Source organism: Psychrobacillus sp. NPDC096389 (assembly GCF_044762855.1).
GTDB lineage: Bacteria > Bacillota > Bacilli > Bacillales_A > Planococcaceae > Psychrobacillus.
In genome coordinates this window covers 342,321-361,451 of sequence record NZ_JBIWFB010000003.1, presented here as the reverse complement: position 1 = coordinate 361,451, position 19,131 = coordinate 342,321, and the positions used below count along the sequence as shown (strand labels likewise).

Annotated in this window: 20 protein-coding genes; 10 read left to right on the top strand and 10 right to left on the bottom strand. The window is 35.9% G+C overall.

The annotated features are described in order from the left end of the window. Positions 1-93: 93 nt before the first annotated feature. Genes ACIQ38_RS11160 through yhaM form a run of 3 tightly spaced genes read left to right on the top strand, consistent with a single transcriptional unit; the run spans position 94 to position 4,945 of the window. Positions 94-1,296, top strand: a complete 1,203-nt coding sequence (locus ACIQ38_RS11160; protein ID WP_402822402.1) for a metallophosphoesterase family protein — start codon at positions 94-96, stop codon at positions 1,294-1,296. Next, entirely contained in the window at positions 1,293-4,010 is a 2,718-nt protein-coding gene (locus ACIQ38_RS11155; protein WP_402822399.1) for an ATP-binding protein, read from the top strand. Before ACIQ38_RS11160 ends, ACIQ38_RS11155 begins: the two co-directional genes overlap by 4 nt. After that, positions 4,007-4,945 (top strand): 3'-5' exoribonuclease YhaM, encoded by a 939-nt coding sequence (gene yhaM / locus ACIQ38_RS11150; RefSeq protein WP_402822396.1) that lies wholly within the window; start codon positions 4,007-4,009, stop codon positions 4,943-4,945. Before ACIQ38_RS11155 ends, yhaM begins: the two co-directional genes overlap by 4 nt. Positions 4,946-4,993: 48 nt before the next feature. Here yhaM and ACIQ38_RS11145 read toward each other — a convergent pair whose 3' ends face one another. Next, positions 4,994-5,956: a peptidylprolyl isomerase gene (locus ACIQ38_RS11145; RefSeq protein ID WP_402822393.1), complete on the bottom strand. Its 963-nt coding sequence runs from the start codon at positions 5,954-5,956 to the stop codon at positions 4,994-4,996. Positions 5,957-6,093: 137 nt separating this feature from the next. Between ACIQ38_RS11145 and ACIQ38_RS11140 the strand changes: the two genes are divergently transcribed. Further along, positions 6,094-6,198 carry a YjcZ family sporulation protein gene (locus ACIQ38_RS11140; RefSeq protein ID WP_402822391.1) on the top strand — a complete coding sequence of 35 codons (105 nt, stop codon included), beginning with the start codon at positions 6,094-6,096 and terminating at the stop codon, positions 6,196-6,198. A gap of 123 nt (positions 6,199-6,321) precedes the next feature. On the opposite strand, the gene ACIQ38_RS11135 is transcribed toward ACIQ38_RS11140, so the two are convergent. The 6 genes from ACIQ38_RS11135 to ACIQ38_RS11110 all read right to left on the bottom strand — a co-directional run bounded on the left by ACIQ38_RS11135 (position 6,322) and on the right by ACIQ38_RS11110 (position 10,100). Continuing rightward, complete coding sequence (locus ACIQ38_RS11135; RefSeq protein ID WP_402822388.1) at positions 6,322-6,507, bottom strand: hypothetical protein; 186 nt, start codon at positions 6,505-6,507, stop codon at positions 6,322-6,324. A 69-nt stretch (positions 6,508-6,576) separates the two neighbouring features. Further along, on the bottom strand, positions 6,577-7,122 hold the full coding sequence (locus tag ACIQ38_RS11130; protein WP_402822385.1) for a DUF3267 domain-containing protein: 546 nt from the start codon (positions 7,120-7,122) through the stop codon (positions 6,577-6,579). 115 nt (positions 7,123-7,237) lie between these two features. After that, positions 7,238-7,771, bottom strand: coding sequence for an HTH-type transcriptional regulator Hpr (locus tag ACIQ38_RS11125; RefSeq protein WP_402822382.1), 534 nt, complete (start codon positions 7,769-7,771; stop codon positions 7,238-7,240). Between the two features lie 781 nt (positions 7,772-8,552). Then, positions 8,553-8,927: a YtxH domain-containing protein gene (locus ACIQ38_RS11120; protein WP_402822379.1), complete on the bottom strand. Its 375-nt coding sequence runs from the start codon at positions 8,925-8,927 to the stop codon at positions 8,553-8,555. Positions 8,928-9,029: 102 nt separating this feature from the next. Next, positions 9,030-9,554 (bottom strand): tryptophan transporter, encoded by a 525-nt coding sequence (locus ACIQ38_RS11115; RefSeq protein WP_402822376.1) that lies wholly within the window; start codon positions 9,552-9,554, stop codon positions 9,030-9,032. A gap of 120 nt (positions 9,555-9,674) precedes the next feature. Next, positions 9,675-10,100 (bottom strand): HIT family protein, encoded by a 426-nt coding sequence (locus ACIQ38_RS11110; protein WP_402822373.1) that lies wholly within the window; start codon positions 10,098-10,100, stop codon positions 9,675-9,677. A 112-nt stretch (positions 10,101-10,212) separates the two neighbouring features. Here ACIQ38_RS11110 and ACIQ38_RS11105 point away from each other — a divergent pair, with 112 nt between their 5' ends. Together ACIQ38_RS11105 and ACIQ38_RS11100 are read left to right on the top strand one after the other, a co-directional pair. Next, the gene (locus ACIQ38_RS11105; RefSeq protein WP_402822370.1) at positions 10,213-10,962 is read left to right on the top strand and encodes an ABC transporter ATP-binding protein; all 750 of its coding nucleotides are present in this window, start codon (positions 10,213-10,215) and stop codon (positions 10,960-10,962) included. Continuing rightward, positions 10,946-12,142, top strand: coding sequence for an ABC transporter permease (locus ACIQ38_RS11100; RefSeq protein WP_402822367.1), 1,197 nt, complete (start codon positions 10,946-10,948; stop codon positions 12,140-12,142). The genes ACIQ38_RS11105 and ACIQ38_RS11100 overlap by 17 nt, the downstream gene beginning before the upstream one ends. 30 nt (positions 12,143-12,172) lie before the next feature. On the opposite strand, the gene ACIQ38_RS11095 is transcribed toward ACIQ38_RS11100, so the two are convergent. Next, positions 12,173-13,342: a M20 metallopeptidase family protein gene (locus ACIQ38_RS11095; protein ID WP_402822364.1), complete on the bottom strand. Its 1,170-nt coding sequence runs from the start codon at positions 13,340-13,342 to the stop codon at positions 12,173-12,175. Between the two features lie 263 nt (positions 13,343-13,605). Between ACIQ38_RS11095 and ACIQ38_RS11090 the strand changes: the two genes are divergently transcribed. Both ACIQ38_RS11090 and ACIQ38_RS11085 read left to right on the top strand, forming a co-directional pair. Further along, entirely contained in the window at positions 13,606-14,499 is an 894-nt protein-coding gene (locus ACIQ38_RS11090) for a DMT family transporter (RefSeq protein WP_402822361.1), read from the top strand. 133 nt (positions 14,500-14,632) lie between these two features. Beyond that, positions 14,633-15,850: a transglycosylase SLT domain-containing protein gene (locus tag ACIQ38_RS11085; RefSeq protein ID WP_402822358.1), complete on the top strand. Its 1,218-nt coding sequence runs from the start codon at positions 14,633-14,635 to the stop codon at positions 15,848-15,850. Positions 15,851-16,023: 173 nt separating this feature from the next. Here the strand turns inward: ACIQ38_RS11085 and ACIQ38_RS11080 are convergent, their stop codons facing one another. Together ACIQ38_RS11080 and ACIQ38_RS11075 are read right to left on the bottom strand one after the other, a co-directional pair. After that, on the bottom strand, positions 16,024-16,233 hold the full coding sequence (locus ACIQ38_RS11080) for a DUF6440 family protein (RefSeq protein ID WP_402822355.1): 210 nt from the start codon (positions 16,231-16,233) through the stop codon (positions 16,024-16,026). A 68-nt stretch (positions 16,234-16,301) separates the two neighbouring features. Continuing rightward, entirely contained in the window at positions 16,302-16,790 is a 489-nt protein-coding gene (locus tag ACIQ38_RS11075) for an antibiotic biosynthesis monooxygenase family protein (protein WP_402822352.1), read from the bottom strand. 211 nt (positions 16,791-17,001) lie between these two features. Between ACIQ38_RS11075 and hemE the strand changes: the two genes are divergently transcribed. Together hemE and hemH are read left to right on the top strand one after the other, a co-directional pair. Beyond that, on the top strand, positions 17,002-18,054 hold the full coding sequence (hemE, locus tag ACIQ38_RS11070; protein ID WP_402822349.1) for a uroporphyrinogen decarboxylase: 1,053 nt from the start codon (positions 17,002-17,004) through the stop codon (positions 18,052-18,054). Positions 18,055-18,072: 18 nt separating this feature from the next. Beyond that, positions 18,073-19,005 carry a ferrochelatase gene (hemH, locus tag ACIQ38_RS11065; protein ID WP_402822346.1) on the top strand — a complete coding sequence of 311 codons (933 nt, stop codon included), beginning with the start codon at positions 18,073-18,075 and terminating at the stop codon, positions 19,003-19,005. The last annotated feature ends 126 nt before the right edge of the window (positions 19,006-19,131 follow it).

Below are 19,131 nucleotides of genomic sequence, written 5' to 3'. Positions count from 1 at the left end.
GGATAGAAAGATTGTATATATTCATTTGTATACAGTCTTTTCTTTATGATAAAATTAGAACAAATATTCGTTTTTAGAAATGAGGTGGAAGCAATGACAGAAATTCGATTTCTACATATTGCTGATTTGCATTTGGACAGCCCTTTTAAAGGGATTTCCTCCATTCCGCAAAGTAAGTGGAAAGACATACGGGAAAGCACCTTTCATGCATTGACTAATATTATAGAATTTGCAGTGAAGAATAAGCCAGATTTCGTGTTAATAGTTGGGGATATTTATGATGGGGAAAATAGAAGTTTACGTGCCCAAGCTTTATTTCAAAAAGGAATGGAAGCATTGCAGGCAAAAGGGATTCCTGTTTTTATTTGTTATGGAAACCATGATCATTTAAGTGGCAATTGGGTACGGTTTCAGCTTCCAGATAATGTGCGGGTATTTGGAGAAGAAGTGGAAACGAAAACACTCCATATTAAAGGCAATGAAATCCATATATCAGGATTTAGTTATAAAGAGCGACATATTTTGGAGGAGATGCACAATCATTACCCAGTCTCAAATGGCCAACATATTCACATTGGGATGCTGCATGGAAGTGTGATAGGAAACGACGAACATGATGTATATGCACCTTTTCGAAAAAGTGATTTAATCGCAAAAGGATATAATTATTGGGCACTTGGTCATATTCATAAGCGTCAAACTTTGCATAGTGATCCTCCAATTGTTTATCCAGGTAATACGCAAAGTCGGCACCGAAACGAGCAGGGCTTAAAAGGGTTTTATGAGGTTACATTAACAGAAAATAAGGAAATACTTCAATTTATCCCTTCCTCTGCATTTATATATGATGAAGTAGAAGTTTCTTGTGAGGGAATTGTCCATGCCAATGAATTAATAAATCATCTGGAACAAACGCTCAAATCCTACAGGGAAGCAAATGGAAACGCCATCGTCGAACTTACTTTAACCGATATCTCAGATGAGACGAGTGAGCTCATACAAGGATCCTCTAAAGAAGAGTGGTTATCTCTTATTCAAGAAAGTATAGAGATGGGTCAATCATTTATAATCTTGAAGGAATTGCATGTAAATCTTCCTAAAAAAGAACGAAAAGAATCGAATATGTTACTAGAAATGATGAGCGAGTGGGATACTTTTGAATGGAAACATGTATTACAAGATTTATATAGACATCCAAAAGGTAGCAGATATTTGCCAGTTATTGATGAACAGTTTATCGATGAAACGATGCAGGAAGCAGATCAAATCCTTTCAAAAGTGGTGGATAATCAATGAAAATAGAAAAAATTCATATTTACGGCTTTGGAAAGCATGAAAATGTAGAAATCGATTTGAAAGATGGCATTAATGTCTTTTATGGGGAAAACGAAGCAGGGAAGTCTACGATTCAGCAATTCATTTTGCATATTCTTTTTGGATTTCCACAAAAAAATGCGCAACTCCTAAGATATGAGCCGAAAAGTGGGGCCATGTATGGTGGAAAACTTCATTTAGTAGATGAGCATGGAGCTCGTGTCATAGTAGAGCGGGTAAAAGGGAAAGCAAGTGGGGATGTAGTGCTATACTTTGAAGATGGTAGGCGTGGTGGAGAGAAGGAGCTTTCCGATCTACTTCATTCCTATAGTAGGACAGATTTCGAAGCAATTTTTTCTTTTTCATTGCTTCAATTGCAAGGCTTTGAAAAAATGACAGAAGAAGAGCTAACAAGAACACTGCTCACCTCAGGAACTACTGGGATGGATATGCTAACAAATGTGGAAACTCAATTTGTTAAAGAAATGGGAGAACTCTTTAAACCAACAGGCAAAAAGCCATTGATCAATCAAAAAATAGAAGAGTTACGAGAATTAGAGTTAGAATGGAAATCACAGATGGAAGAAGTACAAAAGTATGAGCCTTCCATCAAACGATTACATGAACTGGAACTGATAATAGCGAAAATGATTGAACAGGAAAAAAGTATTACCGATCAATTACAACAGTATTTACGTTGGAAGCAACTAAAACCCGTTAAGGAAAAAGAAATAGAGCTTGAACAAGCTATAGAAAAAGTGAAGCATTTAACTTTCCCGGTAGATGGAATACGTCGCTATGAGTCCATCAAAGATAAAGAAGTTAGTGTGAAAATTACGCTGGAACAATTAAAAGAAGAACTTGCTACTACAACAAGTAACCAACAAGTCCTGACCCCAGAAGAATTAGAAGCATTACAATCCTATTTGAATAATGAAACACAGTGGCATGAGCTCAGAGCAAAGCGAATACAAATAGAAGAGGAACAAAGTAAAACATTGCAAAGCCAAATGCAACAACTTTCCTTAATTGGAGTAGATTGGGAAAAAAGTTTAAACCATATTATGGATGTTGATGTATCTATACAACAAGAGGATCAGCTCGTTTCTATAATTCAAAAACAAGATGAACTAGAAAGACAGTTGCAGCAAGAAAAACGTCTACTGCAAATGAAACAAGAAGATTTCAATAAGCATCAAACTCGTGTAAACGAATCGAAGCGCACGAGCAGATCATCTTCTGGGAGCAAAAATGCTAAAGGAATAGCTCTTCTTTTTATAGGAGTTATTATGATAATCGGTTTAACGCTTAGTTTCTTCCAAGCGAATTGGATCATTGCACTTGTAACTGTCATTTTTAGTGCAATTATTTATATAGGGTTTATGTTTATGCTAGAAACAATGCAACAAGCAGGGGATATGCAAAAGTATGAAAGTCTATTAGTGAGGGAACAGCAAACGTTAAAAGAGCAAATAGATCAATTGGAATATACGATCAGTAGATTAATACAAGAGAGAGAAGAAAATCAATATTTAATATACGCATTTTTAAAAAGATATCATATTAGTGAACAGCTCTCACCTAGTTTATTGCCAGAAGTATTTAATAGACTTCGAATCATTCAAAAACAACAACTCGAATTAGATCAAATGGAAACAAAATTATATGAAGTGAGAACTAGACTTCAACAACTATTGGGACGAGCCCAGGAAATAGCAACGATCCATTTAATAGAAGATATGCTTTTCCATCAGTTACGTGAATATTATTTAACGGAAAAGAAAAAAGCAGAAGATCAACAGTTTTCAGCTAAAAAAATTGGACAACTTGAGACAAAACTACAGGAAACAAGATTATTGCTTACTGCATACGTAGAAAAAATAGCCGAACTCTTGAAAGAAGCAAAAGTAGAAACAGAAGAAGGGTATTATACGACTTATCATTTGTATGAAGAAAAACTCACATTAGAAAGAGAAATCGAACGGATTCATATGCAGCTAGGGGAGCACCCTGTAAGTCTCCATGCTTATGAAGAAAGCTTTGAAGAGGAATGCAAAGAAAAACTGCAGAACCTTCAACAAGAACGAAACGAATTACTACAAGAAAAAGCATCCCTTTTATATAAAACGAAAAAGTTAATCGAAAACGAAGAACAAAGTGAAAAACTACAACAACTGGAACAGAAAAAAACAGAGCTCAAAGAGCTAGTAAAAAAGTGGGCTGCTTATAAGGCTGTTGTAGAAGCGATTAGAAAGACAATGATGCAGTTGAAGGAAAAACGTCTTCCAGAAGTGTTAGAAAACGCACAGCATTATTTTCGGACGCTTACAGACCATTCCTATGACGCGTTAATATTAGCACCAGAAGGAAGCTTTGAAGCGGTGAAGGCAAATGGGCAACGTTTCAAAATAGCGGAGCTTAGTCAAGCAACAAAAGAGCAAGCATATATATCGCTACGAATTGCACTTGCTGTGTCATTAAAAGAAAAGACAGCTTTTCCTATTATAATGGACGATCCTTTTGTACATTTCGATCGTTTCAGGCTGCAACACATGGTACAATTAATGACAGAGCTACAAAATAAACATCAACTACTTTATTTTACATGTCATGAAAATATACGATATGTCTGGAATGAAGCACATATCGTCCAAGTAGCGGACATTTTAGCCGGAAGTGGAGGGAATGTGAAATGAAAGGTATTACACAACTACGAGTAGGGGATCCAGTAGATCACTTCTTACTAATCAAACAATCAACAAAAGGAATAACGACTGTTGGCAAACCATTTATGTCACTAGTTTTACAAGATAAAAGCGGGGATATCGAAGCAAAACTGTGGGATACGAATGAGGAGCATGAAAAACTATATGCAGCAAGTCAAATCGTTCGTGTCGGAGGAGAAATTCAAGATTATCGAGGGAAGTTTCAACTTCGAGTAAAAAGCATTCGACCAGCAAAATCGGATGAACAAGTAACGATTAATGATCTTGTACCTTCTGCTGAAAAGACAAAAGAAGAACTGATGGAAGAACTGATGCAGTTTTTCTTTGAAATGAAAAATCCATTGATTCAACGAATTACTCGCCATTTATTAAAAAAACATCAACCTGCTTTCATGACATACCCAGCAGCGACGAAAAATCACCATGACTATGCATCTGGACTAATCGACCATGTTGTATCTATGTTAAAACTTGCGAAAGCATTATGTGATTTATATCCAACACTTAATAAAGATCTTTTATATGCGGGCATTATTTTACATGATGTCGGAAAAGTAATCGAATTATCTGGTCCAGTCGCAACAACATACACTACAGAAGGAAATTTACTTGGCCATATTACGATTATGGTCAACGAAATTTCAAAAGCAGCAGATGAACTTCAAATAGAAGGAGAAGAAGTAATGCTTCTCCAACATATGGTGCTTTCTCACCACGGAAAAGAAGAATGGGGAAGCCCTAAACGTCCGATGGTTAGAGAAGCCGAAATCTTGCACTATATTGATAATATCGATGCAAAAATGAATATGCTCAACCGTGCATTAGATAAAACAAATCCAGGAGAGTTCACGGAGCGATTATTCCCACTTGAAAATCGTTCCTTCTATAAACCAACATTTGAATAACAAAAAAAGCGTAAAGGCACACGTCCTTTACGCTTTTATTATATATAATTATTTGCTTTCTTCTGTCGATGCATCTGCATCGTCCGTTGTTTTATCAGCATCTTCTGTAGTTGCGTCAGTTTCTGTTGGTGCTGGTGTATCAGCAGCTGCTAAAAATTCATCTAACGCTGTTTTTAAATCTTCATCTTTAATTTTGATATTAGCATCTTTCATCATTTTCGCTACTTTTGTTAGTAACGCTGAAGTATCTGCTTTTTCTAATTTTAATTGTTTTTCAAGTTCTGCTTTTTTATCTTCGTAAGATTCTTTGATTTCTCGCTTGTCTGTTACTTCAATGATGTGATAGCCAAAGCTAGATAAAATTGGATCACTAAGGACGTTTTTCTCCAATGCGAATGCACCTTCTAAAAACTTCTCATCCATATTAGCTGCTCTGTTAAACCAACCTAAATCTCCACCAGTTGTTTGCGCTGCTTGTTCAGTAGAATACTCTTTTGCAGCTTCAGCAAAGTCTTTTCCTGCTTCAATTTCTTCTTTCACCTTTTTAGCAGTCGCTTCATCTTCTACTACTATATGACGAGCTTGGATTTCGTTTTTAATATTTTCGTATTGGGCTTTAATTTCATCTTCGGTTACATCAATGTCTTCTATTAATGCTTTTTCTTGCATTAAGTTAAGTTCGATGAATTTTTTGTAAGAAGTTTCTGTATACCCTTGTTGTGCGATAATTGCATCGAAGCTATCGCCATATTGTTCTTTGTCTGCTTCTAATTGTTTGTTTACTTCATCTTCTGTGACTTCATATTTGGATGCTAGCACTTTTTCAATCATTAGAAGTTGAAATGCTTGATCTCCGATTGATGCTTTCATTTCCTCATATAAATCATTTTGCGTGATATCTCCAACTTTAGAAGTAGCGATTACTTCGCTGTTAGATGCCGAATCATTACTACAAGCACCTAGTGCAAGAACGGATGCTGCAAGTGTAAATGTTAATACTGTTTTTTTCATGAAATTCTCTCCTAACTTCTTGTTGCTGCAGTTGTTACTATAACATAAACGAAATAAAAACAAAAATGGTTCCCGTTCATTTGCCTACCGATTGTTCAAAAAATCGCATAGGATACATGGAAAAGGAGGTGTTTTAAATGGGCGGACAATATAACGGTGGTTATGGTTCTGGTTCTGGTTTTGCTTTGATTGTTGTTCTATTCATTCTTTTGATCATTGTAGGGGCAGCGTTTATCTACTAATGAAAACGTGAACTAAGATCGTGTAAAATCGATCTTAGTTCCCTATTTGTTTTTTTCTATGAAAATTAGACAATAAAGAAATGACCCTAAATCATTCTAATGATTTGGGTCCATTTTTTTCTCTTAAACTGTGTAAAATAGTTCTACATAGAAGGAAACAAGAAGAATCGTAATAAGTATATTAATGGTACGAAAAATCTTCGGGTGTTTTTCTTCTGGAATTTCTTTTGACATAACTAAAGCATATGTCATTCGATTTATTTGATACAAATAAAATGCTGAGAATAGAACTAACGTAAATATGATCATGTCCAGACTCCCTTCATATACTAGTAAGCATATCAAAGAAGATGTGAATTTTACAAGTGTTACTTCTTGCTAAAAATGTGTCGGAGTGATCAGAATTTCAAATCCAGCTTCCGTTTCTTCAATATATGCACTTTTTGGAGACTTGCTTAGATGTTTCACATATATTAAATCGATCAAGCAAATACCGCAATGATACGCAAATAACATAGTGAAATAATGTGAAAAGATGGGAATAAGTAATGCTCCTATAATTAAAACAAGATTAATAAAAATAAAAGGGGCGAGCAAAGAAAAAATAAATCTATTTTTATTAATAGGTTCTACGACTCTAACTGAAACAGTAGGCAAAAATCCAAATTGTTTTTTGTTTATAATCTTCACCTTATCACGTAACTTATAAAGTGGTATGAAATGTAATAACTTATGCAGTGGATAAATGCTTAAAAATGCTAGTGTGAATACTAGAAAGTAATCATCTGATTTATGTGTATCATTAATAATTCCTAACAAAACGTATGCGAAAGAAAAAACGATTATAACTAATAGAGAGGATAATAAAAATAGCCTTTCCAAGCCATATTGTTTTTTTACATTAATTGTTTTCCAACAATGCAAAGTGTATGCAACTCCTAAAAAGAGAATGAACTTCAGATACATACAATACGACTTTTACATGTAAAATGCAATACATAAATTATTAAAAATTATAGAGCGCTTACACGGATAATAACTAGTTTTTTTGGTTGAAGGATTCATCGATATTCTTAATAGAACGTTCAAATATTTCCATGAAGTCATCTCCATAAATATTTCGTATTACAGCCATTACATCTAAAAATTCTGGAAATTTACCGTATAATTGTTTCATTGAACGGGAGCCCTCGATAACAGAGTGAGGTGTATCGTGATAATTATCATACATTTCATCGAGTAATGTTTTTCCTTTTGTAGTAATCTCTACGTAAGTGTTCCGTTTGTCCTCATCTCTTTTGGAAAAAGCAAGTAAACCACGCTCTTCTAGCTTTTTAGAAAAATTAAAAGCAGTTGAAACATGCATAACCCCAAATTTTGCTACCTCCGATACCGTAGCACCTTGTAAATGATAAGAAATCCATAAAATATGGTGCTCATTAATATTCAAGTCATAAGGTTTTATCCATGCTTGCCAATCTTTTTCTACAGCTTTCCATAGTGCTTTTGATAGTTGTGCGATGCGCTGACTGTAGAGCATAGCTTCTTTCATCGTATAAAACTGTTCAGTCATTTGTATACCTTCCTTCTCTATTATTATCTTTCAGATATTATAGCAAGAAAGTATGTAACTGGATAGATATTCTCAAAAATAAATGATTGTTATTTATTGTTAATATAGAGATAATGCGTCTGAAGGAGGCTCAATGCGGAGGCATCTATATTTCCTCCGGACACGTGACAATTCGCTACGTCGCTAACGCTCTTGCAGGGTCTCATACCAACGCGAAAATTCCAAAGAATGGCTAAGGGCAATCAAAAGGTTATTGAAGGCAACCAATTTCAGTATGAAAGCTACTAAAATCAACATGAGAGCAACTAAATTGATGATGAGAGCAACTAATTTCTTACAGTAGCAAGTTTACTTGTATTGAGATGCCCATAATTTCGACATATTATAGGAATAATAAGCCTAAAAGATCGCCAATTTCGCCTGGCTGTCAATTGCTCGACAAGTTTATCGTGTTTAAAGGCACGATTGTCTCGTTCAACCATTTATTGTTAATTTGTGACACTATTAAATTAGTTTTTTTCCATTGATTTTTGGCTGCAGGGCGGCGACTCCGAAGGGATTAAGTGAGTAAGATGAGACTTCACAACGTACGCCTAAGCGGCGGTGAAGGCTCATCACTCACCCCACGGAAAGCGTCCGTCCTGCAGCCAAAATCACAGCGGTCACCTAATAGAACTCTCTAAGACGCATTATCCCTATATTGCCCTTAAAATATAAAAAAAACAGGCCATTTCTTGTTTTAAGTCAAACAAGAAATGGCCTGTTTTATTTGAACTTGCCCTTAATTTGTGGCAGCTTCTTTTTTCTTTGGTAATGCTTTTTCCATCTCTTCGATTGCCGACTGGATCGAGGAAATTTCTGCTTGTAGCTTTGCTTGTAGTGGGGCAGTTTCGTTTTTCCATTGCTCCACGTCTGCTTTTATTTCTTCTATAGCATTTGGAATTACTTCTTTTGACTCTTTCGTTAGATTGCCGATAGAGTTTTTAAGGTCTTGCATTTGATATTTAATATCAGATAACTTGTCCCGAAGGTCGTTTGAAGTTGATTTTAAGGATATGCGTACTTCGCTACCCGACTTTGGAGTGGATAATAATACTGCAGCAGCCCCAGCTATCGCTCCCGTTGCAACTCCTAAAAATAATGGTACTATTTTCATGTGCGTTCACCCCTTATGTAATTTACTATTCCTTTTTATATCTTAATTAAAACATAATAATCTGAACAAAAAAAGCTTTCCTTCGAAAAGGAAAGCAATAATTTAAACTGTAAGGGCTGTTTGGAATTTGGAACGTTTGATCAACTTTGCAATAATTGGATAAATGATAAAAAATGCTATAGCATTAATAGCAATTGCAGGAAGCACTACTAAAACAAATAGTTCTGTGAAAACTGCACCTGCTCCAAAAACAAAAATCGCAGTTGATAAAAATACTGTTCCTGATACGAGCGTACCTACACATGTAAGAACGATAGCAACCGGTAATTTGTTTGCATATTTAGTAAGCAATAGCACTAATCCAAAGAAAACAAATGCTGTTACTGATTTATCAATGATATTCGGTACAAATCCACCTGGGAATGTAGAAAACAATCCAGAAATAACACCTGTGGAAATACCAAGTAAAAATACACTTTTTACTTCAGGGAATAACAGAATTCCAATAAACATCATCGTTAACATGAAATCTGGTTTCATCCCACCATTAAATCCAGGGATAATAATATAAAGTACTGCACCGACCCCAATTAGTAGGGACATTAATACTAAATTTTTCGTATTCAATTCTCATCTCTCCTCAGCTTTTCTAAGCTCAATTTGTTAAAATCCCTCTAACGTATCCTCTTGATCGTTAGCAAGAATCTTACTAGTGATTATAAGTCTTTTTTCCCGTAATTGCAATAATTAGTTTGCTAGTTTTTCAGCTAATTCTTTTGCCAAATCTTGAATAACTTCCGTAGTAAATGTTTTTTCCTTTGTCATCCAAGTTGCACGGAAGCCGTCCGTTTGATCATAACGAGGGATAAAATGCAAGTGAAAATGGAAAACACTTTGTCCAGCAGGAGCACCATTATTATTAAGCAAGTTCATGCCGACAGGACCAAATGTTTCTTTCAAAACAGAAGCAATTTTTGGAACTACTTTAAATAAATTACTCGCTTCATCTTCGGATAAATCATATACAAATTCTTTATGATTTTTTGGAATAACGAGCGTATGACCTTTTGTCAGGGGCTGGATATCCATAAAGGCATACACATGCTCGTCCTCATAAATTTTCGCACTTGGAATAGAACCGTCAATTATTTTACAAAAAATACATTCACTCATGAAAAAACCTCCTATTCATTGTTACCAATAGTTTAGCATATAATAGGACAACTTAAAGAAGATTTTTCGTATAGGTTTTGGTAAACTATTTAGAAGAGATGAGGTGCCAGAGATGACAGTATTAGAACTAACGAACGTAACAGGTGGTTATACAAGAAAGCCGGTGCTACATGATCTAACTTTTTCTATTGGAAAAGGGGAGTTAGTCGGTTTAATAGGACTAAATGGAGCAGGGAAGAGTACAACGATTAAACATATTATCGGAACGATGAACGCTGCAAAAGGGGAAATTCTGCTAAATGGAAAGTCATTAAAAGAGGATCCGGCAACGTATCGTACTTCTTTTTCGTATATACCGGAGACGCCAGTATTATATGATGAGCTAACATTAAAAGAACATTTAGAGCTAACTGCCATGGCTTATAATTTAGATCAAACAGTATTCGAAGCTAGAAAAGAGTCTTTACTAAAAGAGTTTCGAATGGAGAAACGATTGAACTGGTTTCCAGCACACTTTTCAAAAGGGATGCGCCAAAAAGTAATGATTATGTGTGCGTTTTTAGTAAACCCTGACCTTTATATTATTGATGAGCCTTTTGTAGGGTTAGATCCATTAGGTATTCAATCGTTACTTGATCAAATGAAGTCACGAAAAGACGAAGGTGCTTCTGTTCTTATGTCGACGCATATTCTATCGACAGCGGAGAAATATTGTGACCGAATCCTTCTGTTGCATAATGGGAAAATACGTGCACAAGGAACGATGGCAGATCTACGAGTCGCTTTTAATAAGCCACATGCGACATTAGATGATTTATATATCGAAATGACGAAGGAACAACAAGATGAACAATTTGCGTGAAATATGGGCTAAACGCTTTGTCTACTATATAAATGAATTACAAAAATACTTAAAATTTATCTTCACTGGCCATATAGCGATTGTACTTGTTTTCGTCATAGGTGCAGGGGGATATTCGTATAGTGAGTGGCTTAATACAGCTCCAAAAGATTTTCCCGCTTTTTTAGTTGTAGCTTTCATTTTAAGTATTTTATTGGCGATGAGTACACCAGTTACTCTGATGAAGCATGCGGATAGTGTATATTTTTTACCATTAGAAACGAAGCTTAAAGAATATTTAAAGCTTGCGCTAAGATGGACCTATTTTTCGTCTATTTTTCTATCGCTTGCGGCTTTTGTTGTTTCGATACCGTTACTTACGAAAGTTGCGGGTGCTACAAAAGAGGAGATTTTGTCTTTTTTCGTTTTTATTGTAGTGATGAAGTATTGGAGTATTCACGCGGAATTTAATTATCGTTTTGCTTCGAATGGAAGATCGGTGTGGGTTGACCGTTTTATACGTTTTCTTCTATTATTTGCGGCACTCTATTTCCTATTGAGTGGTAATTATGTATTTTTAGTCGCGATTGTTGTTATTCAATTGATATATGCAATTGTTTGGCAGAAGAAAAAGAGCGAGGTACCGTTTCCATTTGATCATTTTATCGAAGTGGAACAATCTCGCATGATGCGTTTTTACCGATTTGCTAATTATTTCACCGATGTTCCGCATATAAGAGGAATGACGAAAAGAAGAAAATGGTTGGATGTTATTTATAACGTTGCTCCATATGCGCAAAAAAATAGTCAACTATATTTAGTGTTGCGGACTTTTATTCGCACAAATGATTATTTCTATTTATGGGTACGACTTACAGCATTATCTGTTGTTGGTGCGTATTTTATTCCATTTCCAATTGTTGCAATTATTTTCACAAGTGCGCTTGCATTTGCAACAGTTGTCCAATTGCGCCATGCTTTGTTATCTGGCCATGAATTCCGAATGGATCAGTTATTCCCGGTAGATTCGAATGCTAGAAAATGGGCAGTCAATAAATTAATGCGTGTAATTCAATTTAAACAAGCAATTTTGGTACTTATCGCCGTTTTAATAAAAGGTGAGTATACCTTACCATTATTCCTCGTACCAATTGCTGTCTACATTGTTTCCGAATTAACTATTCGAATGAGCAAGAAATAAGAAAAAGGCTGTCACTGGACAGCCTTTTTCTTATTTTGTTTGATATTGAATAGCAGCTGTTCCTAGTGTTTTTGCTGCAATAAGCATAGCGCGTTCATCGAAGTCGAAATTTGGACTATGATGAGGGAAAGCTTCCCCTTCTGGCATTGCTCCTGTAAAGAAAAATGTCCCAGGAATCTCTTCCATATAATAGCCAAAATCTTCTCCAATCATCAGAAGTTCTGACTCTTTTACTAGTTCCACACCAGGTACGTCCCCAGCAATAGTTGCTAAAAACTCAGTTTCTTCTTTATGATTAATAACCGGTGGATAGCCACGAGTATATTCCAGCGTATACGTACAGTCAGCAGTAAGGCAAGTACCTTCTAGTACTCTTTCTAACTCACGCTCCATTAAATCCCTTACGTCTGCATCAAAAGTTCGAACTGTGCCAGCTAGTTTTACATTGTCTGCAATAATATTAAAAGCATTTTCCGCTACAAAAGAACCGACAGAAAGAACTGCAGATTGTGTTGGGTCTACTCTTCTTGCTACTAATTGCTGTAAGTTTACGACAAGTTGAGAGGCAACTACGATTGCATCAATTGCTTGGTGCGGATTAGCTCCATGTCCGCCTTTCCCTTGAATGGTAATTTCAAAACGGTCCGCTGCCGCCATTATTGGACCAGATTTATATTCTATGGATCCAAGAGGGAATAAAGACCATAAATGCGTACCGAAAATGGCATCTACTCCGTCAAGACATCCTGCCTCAATCATAGGCTTGGCTCCACCTGGCGCATATTCTTCCGCATGCTGATGAATAAATACATACTCTCCAGCTAACTCATCTTTTAATTCATTGATCGTACGTGCAAGAATGAGCAGGGTTGCCGTATGCCCATCATGTCCACATGCATGCATCACACCGTCTATTGTAGATTTATATGGAACATCTTTTTCATCTTGAATTGGCAGTGCATCGAAATCAGCTCGAAGTGCAACTGTTTTACCAGGTAAAGCGCCTTTAACTCTAGCGACAACGCCATTTCCACCGACATTTGCTTGAAATGGAATACCTAAATTCGTATAAAAGTCTTGAATATACTTGGCTGTTTTTGTTTCTTTAAATGATACTTCGGGATGCATATGTAAATAACGACGAATTTCAACCATCTCTTCAAATGCACTATCTAATTTTTCTGTTAATTGTTTTGTCATAAACTGTACCTCCATTTATCTTTTTACTATTATAACAAAAAAGTAGACGATTAGTTATGTTAGGTTTTTTACATCTTAAGCAATAAATATTTTATTAGAATGAAAGGATAGTGTTTTAATTTTTTCAAACTCCTAAAGGAATAGTAAGTATATTGAAATGAATTTGTTTACCTCAGTTTATTTGTTTTCAGAAAATTCTATAATGTGGTAGATTAATAGAACTAGTATTGCGATAACGAGGGTGCCAAAGGGGATTAAATTTTATGGGTTTTAAGGGTTTGATGCTAGGTCTATTATTTACTGTCTTATATGCTTCTGGAGCGGTTGCCATGAAATTTGGACTGCAGTCTGCTCCACCATTAACACTTGCGACGATGCGTTTTATTATCGCTGGAATATTGTTGCTGATTTATATTTATGTATTGCAAAGAGGAAAATATAGAATGCCCAATAAGCGAGAATTCTGGATCTTATTTTGGTTAGGTTTATTAAATACCTCTTTGTTTTTAGGACTGGGTTTAATAGCTCTTCAGACAATTTCCTCTAGTATTTTTAATCTTTTCGTGCCAGTAAATGCTCTACTCTATGCATTACTTGCATTTCTGTTTTTAGGGCAAAAGATTCGGCTTAAGGAATGGGGAGGCATAGTCATCTCTTTTACAGGATTATTCATCGCTTCCTATCCGTCATTAGTAGGTAGTCATGCTACAAATGGCGGGATTTTACTTTTAGCTGTTGCCATTATGTCGATGGCTATAGGAAGTCTTATCTACAAGAAAATGGATTTACAGTTACCATCCATTGTAATTAATACGTGGCAGGTAGTTTTTGGTGGTCTTATTTTAGTAATTCCTGCACTTCTTTTAGAAGCTGGCCAACCAATTAAGATGGATATGAATGTTATAGGATATTTACTTTGGTCAGTTTTTGCTCTATCCATTTTCAATTTAAGTCTTTGGTTTTACCTGCTCAAAAAAGACGCTATTACAGCAAATAATTGGTTGCTTTTAAATCCTGTTGCCGGTTATATTCTAGGAGCGATATTACTAGGGGAACCGATTACGCAACTTTCTGTAATTGGAGCGGTCTTAGTTTTATTCGGTCTATATCTGTCTGGAAATTTTAGCATAAAACCTACCAAGCCATCAGTTTCTTAAAATGTTGGGAGATCTTTTCTTCTTTGTTGTCGTCATTATGTAAAAGCATATGAGGCACCCTAGAATACATGGCTTTAGTTAACTATGGTAAAATATACTATATAAATATAAAAATAGAATGGAGAATGATTACATGAAATCTATCAAAATGGGAGTAGGATTCTTAACTTGCTTACTGCTCCTTGGTTGGTCTTCTGAAGAAACTTTTGCTACATCCACATGCTCGTCCTATGGTGAAATAAAGCCAAACGAAAATCCTACTTTTCAGCACATGAACTGCCTACTTACCAATGCTGCATTAGAAGCTAACATTCCTCCAGAAGTCGTAAAAGCTGTGGCTTCAAGAGAAAATGGGGCTTGGAAACAATTTGATGAAAATGGTCAGCCTGTCATTTCAAAAGATAATGGGATTGGTCTTATGCAAATTACCAATCAATCAGGCTATGATCAAGAGAGATTAAAATATGATATTAACTACAATCTTCAAGCAGGTGTTGAAATACTCGCTAGTATGTATAAACGTACAGATTTGCCTAAAATAAAAGGAGCAGGACAAGAAGTAATTGAAAATTGGTACTTCCCTGTTATGGCTTATAACGGTACAAAACCTGTTAATAGCCCGCTCTATCGATCTAGTGGATTGAACAATAGAGACGCTTACCAAGAAAAAGTTTTTGCGCATATTGAAAATGATAGTTATTTAAACGGCACGAAATTAGGACAGTTTCCTTTCCAAATAGCTGATTTTAAATATGACCCTAATAGCAGTGAAAATATTAAATTCAACAAGATGGAATATACAGTAACGGGTATCTTGCATCCCTCTGCTTATCAATTTAAAAAAGGAGACAAAGTATCGATAACAGCGGACAAGGTAAATTTAAGAACTCAACCTAGTACTGCTTCTGTAGCAAAAGCTGTAACCAAAAATACTACGTTGATTATTGATGGAAATTTCCAATATGACCAGTCCTTAACAAGTTTAAACCAATTTGTATGGTACCCAGTTAAAACCGAGGATCAAAAACTAGTAGGTTATATTTCTTCTGCTTATATTACGAAAAAAGTAGGAGGACCTGCTGTAAAAGTTATGTGGGGAAAAACAGAACTAAAATTAGGGCAAATAGGTAAAGTTACTATTCTATCTAATACCAATTTGGTGAAAATGGAGAGCAATGGTTCATTAACCACGGTCCGTCCATTGAAAAAAGGAGAAGAATATCGAGTTTATAGCTATAAGAGTGATCATGGCGGTTTATATGGTGTAGGCGGTGGAAGCTATGTTCAGAAGTCTGCGCAAGTAAAATATGAAACACCCTCTAAAAGCAAGTTGGCATTACTAGCACAATAACAAAGGTATAGCTCAGTTTATAAGACTGGGCTATTTTTATATGGAATATGTGTTAGGAGGTCAGTATTTTTATTTTTAAAAAAAGAAAAAAGTAAACCGCCCTGAAGTCGTAAGCCCAGGGTGGTTTACTCATGATAATTGCTGATTGCTTTTGTGGAACAGGGTAAAGTGTGTTATTCGTTAGTTGATTTTATTATTGGTTTTCCATCCTTATCTAATAACGGGGTAATGCCGCCTGAATATCCACTCCAACTAAATAAATAGTGAACTCCAGTTTCTCTATCAACTAATATTCTGTTTCCATTAGCCACGCCATTTTCTGAAAATATCTCTTCAAATCTCTTCTTTGAGGTCTTATTCTTCTCTGATTCTTTATTGAACATTTTCTCCCCCCTATATTCATTTAAAGTTTAACGCACCAAACAGTTTTTATAATGTTTAGATCTCTAATTTAATCGTTTTCATTTGTTGATGAGTAAGTAGAAACATAAGGTGCACCTGTGAAGAATTGTTGCTTATCGGCGACATTATCAAAATTCATCGGATGGGATTTTGCCCACATTTCATAGCTGTTCGGACCAGACCATTCTGTTAAAATAATATAAGTGTCTGATTTGATTGGTTTAAGTACGCGTAGTGCAATGAACCCAGGCTCATGTTCAAGGGTTTTAGATAAGTTTGTATATTTGTATTCGAAAATGGGTTTACCTTCCTCGGAAATGGGAATATGTTGTAAGGCGAAATATCCTTTTTCGGAGAACTGTCCGGTAGTCTCTAATATTTCATACTTTCTTGGAGCTTGAAAAACAGTTTTTTTAGCAGTTTCATGGATTAGTACGGAGTTCCCTATTCCGTGCAGGGCAAATATTTGCTCATTTGGATGTTTTTTTCTGATGGACTCCATAAATTCCGGAGTTCCGGAAGTTAAATATAAATTCATTTAAGTACCTCCTAATTGTTGTTTGTTTTATATACTTTTCCCTTAAATGCAAATTTAAAAACCATACGTCCCAAATTTGACGTTGAAACGGGACAAATTTATGACAAATACACTATATGCCTATACAATAGTAAATAGAAAGTCTATAGTGGAAACGTATATTTGAAAAGAGAGGTACCCTTTTAAAATAGAAGAAAGGCAGGAATTTTGAATGACTACTTTTAATGATACGCTTCTTCGTGCGGCACGAGGAGAGCAAGTGGAGCACACGCCGGTTTGGTATATGAGGCAAGCAGGAAGATCTCAACCAGAATACAGAAAAATAAAAGAAAAGTATTCTTTAGAGCAGATTACGCATGAACCAGAATTATGTGCATATGTTACACGTTTGCCAGTGGAAAATTACAATGTAGATGCGGCGATATTGTATAAAGATATTGTAACACCACTTCCTGGCATAGGTGTAGATGTGAAAATAAAAGCTGGCGTTGGACCAGTAATTTCGAATCCAATCAGTACAGTGCAAGATGTATATAATCTTGGTGACTTATCGCCAGAAGATGATGTTCCATTTGTATTAGAAACGATTAAATTGTTAACAACTGAACAGTTGAATGTTCCATTAATCGGATTTGCTGGGGCTCCATTTACACTTGCAAGCTATATGATTGAAGGTGGTCCTTCGAAGAGCTATAACAAAACAAAAGCGTTTATGATTTCAGAATCAGAAGCATGGTTTGCATTAATGGACAAACTTGCAGATATGATTGTCGTTTATATTAAAGCACAAGTAAAAGCAGGGGCGAAAGCGATTCAAATTTTCGACTCATGGGTTGGTGCTTTAAATGTAGCGGATTATCGTATTTTTATCAAACCAGTTATGACACGTATTTTCACAGAACTTCGTGAACTAGGTGTTCCATTAATAACATTTGGTGTAGGTGCAAGTCACTTAGCGAATGAATGGCATGACCTTCCGGTAGACGTAGTTGGGCTAGATTGGCGTTTATCAATAGAGGAAGCACGTGCGAAAGGGTTAACGAAACCGCTTCAAGGAAACTTGGATCCGTCGTATTTAATCGGAGACTGGGCAGAAATCGAAAAACGCGCGAAACTTATTGTGGAGCAAGGTGTAGCACAACCAGGTCATATCTTTAATATTGGTCACGGTGTATTCCCAGAAGTGAATCCGGATACATTAAAACGCTTAACAACATTTGTACATGAATATAGCCGCGAGCTTATTGCAGCAAAGTCAAACTAAACTTTTTTTGAGGTGACAATGATGAAAAAAACAATGGGATTATTAGTAATGGCATATGGAACACCGTACGAAGAAGCAGATATTGAACGTTACTACACACATATTCGCCACGGTCGCAAACCAAGTGAGGAACAATTGGCTGATTTAGCGGGCCGTTACAAAGCGATTGGTGGGATTTCACCATTAGCAAAAATCACGAAAAACCAAGCACAAGGATTATGTGATCGTTTAAACGAAGTACAAGATGAAATCGAATTCAAAATGTATATTGGGCTAAAACATATTGAGCCTTTCTTAGAAGATGCAGTTGCACAAATGCATAAAGACGGCATTACGGAAGCGGTATCAATTGTACTAGCTCCTCACTTCTCGACGTTTTCGATTAAATCGTATAACGGTCGTATTCAAGAAGAAGCAGAAAAACTAGGGAATTTGAAAATTACTTCTGTTGAAAGCTGGTATAACGAGCCAAAATTCATCCAATACTGGAATGAAAAAGTAAGCGAAGCATTTGCAGCTATGTCTGAGGAACAACGTGAAAAAGCATGTTTAATCGTTTCTGCCCATTCTCTTCCTGAGAAAATTCTTGCAATGGGAGATCCATATGCAGATCAGTTAAATGAAACAGCAGATCTAATCGCAAAAGCTGCTGGCGTGAAAAACTATGCAGTTGGTTGGCAAAGTGCTGGACAAACTCCAGAGCCATGGATTGGACCCGATGTACAAGATTTAACACGTGACCTAAACGAACAAAAAGGATACACAACATTCGTTTACACACCAGTTGGTTTCGTAGCAGAACATTTAGAAGTGCTATACGATAACGACTATGAGTGTAAAGTTGTGTGTGATGACATTGGAGCGACGTACGTACGCCCTGCTATGCCAAATGATCAACCATTATTCATCGATGCAATGGCCGATGTTGTACTAAAACAACTTCGTGCGTAACTAATAGGAAATGTAGTCCCCAAAAACTAATGCTAGGTGGTTTTTGGGGATTTTTTCTTGGAGATTTGGTTTAGTTGGAATTTAGAATAGGTTAGTTGTAAAATTTCCATGTTTAGTTGTAAAATC

Excerpts from the sequence above, each read along its gene's own strand:
- ACIQ38_RS11080 (WP_402822355.1), bottom strand. The coding sequence starts at position 16,233 with ATGTTCAATAAAGAATCAGAGAAGAATAAGACCTCAAAGAAGAGATTT.
- ACIQ38_RS11095 (WP_402822364.1), bottom strand. The coding sequence starts at position 13,342 with ATGACAAAACAATTAACAGAAAAATTAGATAGTGCATTTGAAGAGATG.
- ACIQ38_RS11140 (WP_402822391.1), top strand. The coding sequence starts at position 6,094 with ATGGGCGGACAATATAACGGTGGTTATGGTTCTGGTTCTGGTTTTGCT.
- ACIQ38_RS11090 (WP_402822361.1), top strand. The coding sequence starts at position 13,606 with ATGGGTTTTAAGGGTTTGATGCTAGGTCTATTATTTACTGTCTTATAT.
- ACIQ38_RS11085 (WP_402822358.1), top strand. The coding sequence starts at position 14,633 with ATGAAATCTATCAAAATGGGAGTAGGATTCTTAACTTGCTTACTGCTC.
- ACIQ38_RS11135 (WP_402822388.1), bottom strand. The coding sequence starts at position 6,507 with ATGATCATATTTACGTTAGTTCTATTCTCAGCATTTTATTTGTATCAA.
- ACIQ38_RS11075 (WP_402822352.1), bottom strand. The coding sequence starts at position 16,790 with ATGAATTTATATTTAACTTCCGGAACTCCGGAATTTATGGAGTCCATC.
- ACIQ38_RS11105 (WP_402822370.1), top strand. The coding sequence starts at position 10,213 with ATGACAGTATTAGAACTAACGAACGTAACAGGTGGTTATACAAGAAAG.
- ACIQ38_RS11145 (WP_402822393.1), bottom strand. The coding sequence starts at position 5,956 with ATGAAAAAAACAGTATTAACATTTACACTTGCAGCATCCGTTCTTGCA.
- ACIQ38_RS11155 (WP_402822399.1), top strand. The coding sequence starts at position 1,293 with ATGAAAATAGAAAAAATTCATATTTACGGCTTTGGAAAGCATGAAAAT.
- yhaM (WP_402822396.1), top strand. The coding sequence starts at position 4,007 with ATGAAAGGTATTACACAACTACGAGTAGGGGATCCAGTAGATCACTTC.
- ACIQ38_RS11160 (WP_402822402.1), top strand. The coding sequence starts at position 94 with ATGACAGAAATTCGATTTCTACATATTGCTGATTTGCATTTGGACAGC.
- hemE (WP_402822349.1), top strand. The coding sequence starts at position 17,002 with ATGACTACTTTTAATGATACGCTTCTTCGTGCGGCACGAGGAGAGCAA.
- ACIQ38_RS11125 (WP_402822382.1), bottom strand. The coding sequence starts at position 7,771 with ATGACTGAACAGTTTTATACGATGAAAGAAGCTATGCTCTACAGTCAG.
- ACIQ38_RS11120 (WP_402822379.1), bottom strand. The coding sequence starts at position 8,927 with ATGAAAATAGTACCATTATTTTTAGGAGTTGCAACGGGAGCGATAGCT.
- ACIQ38_RS11100 (WP_402822367.1), top strand. The coding sequence starts at position 10,946 with ATGAACAATTTGCGTGAAATATGGGCTAAACGCTTTGTCTACTATATA.
- hemH (WP_402822346.1), top strand. The coding sequence starts at position 18,073 with ATGATGAAAAAAACAATGGGATTATTAGTAATGGCATATGGAACACCG.
- ACIQ38_RS11110 (WP_402822373.1), bottom strand. The coding sequence starts at position 10,100 with ATGAGTGAATGTATTTTTTGTAAAATAATTGACGGTTCTATTCCAAGT.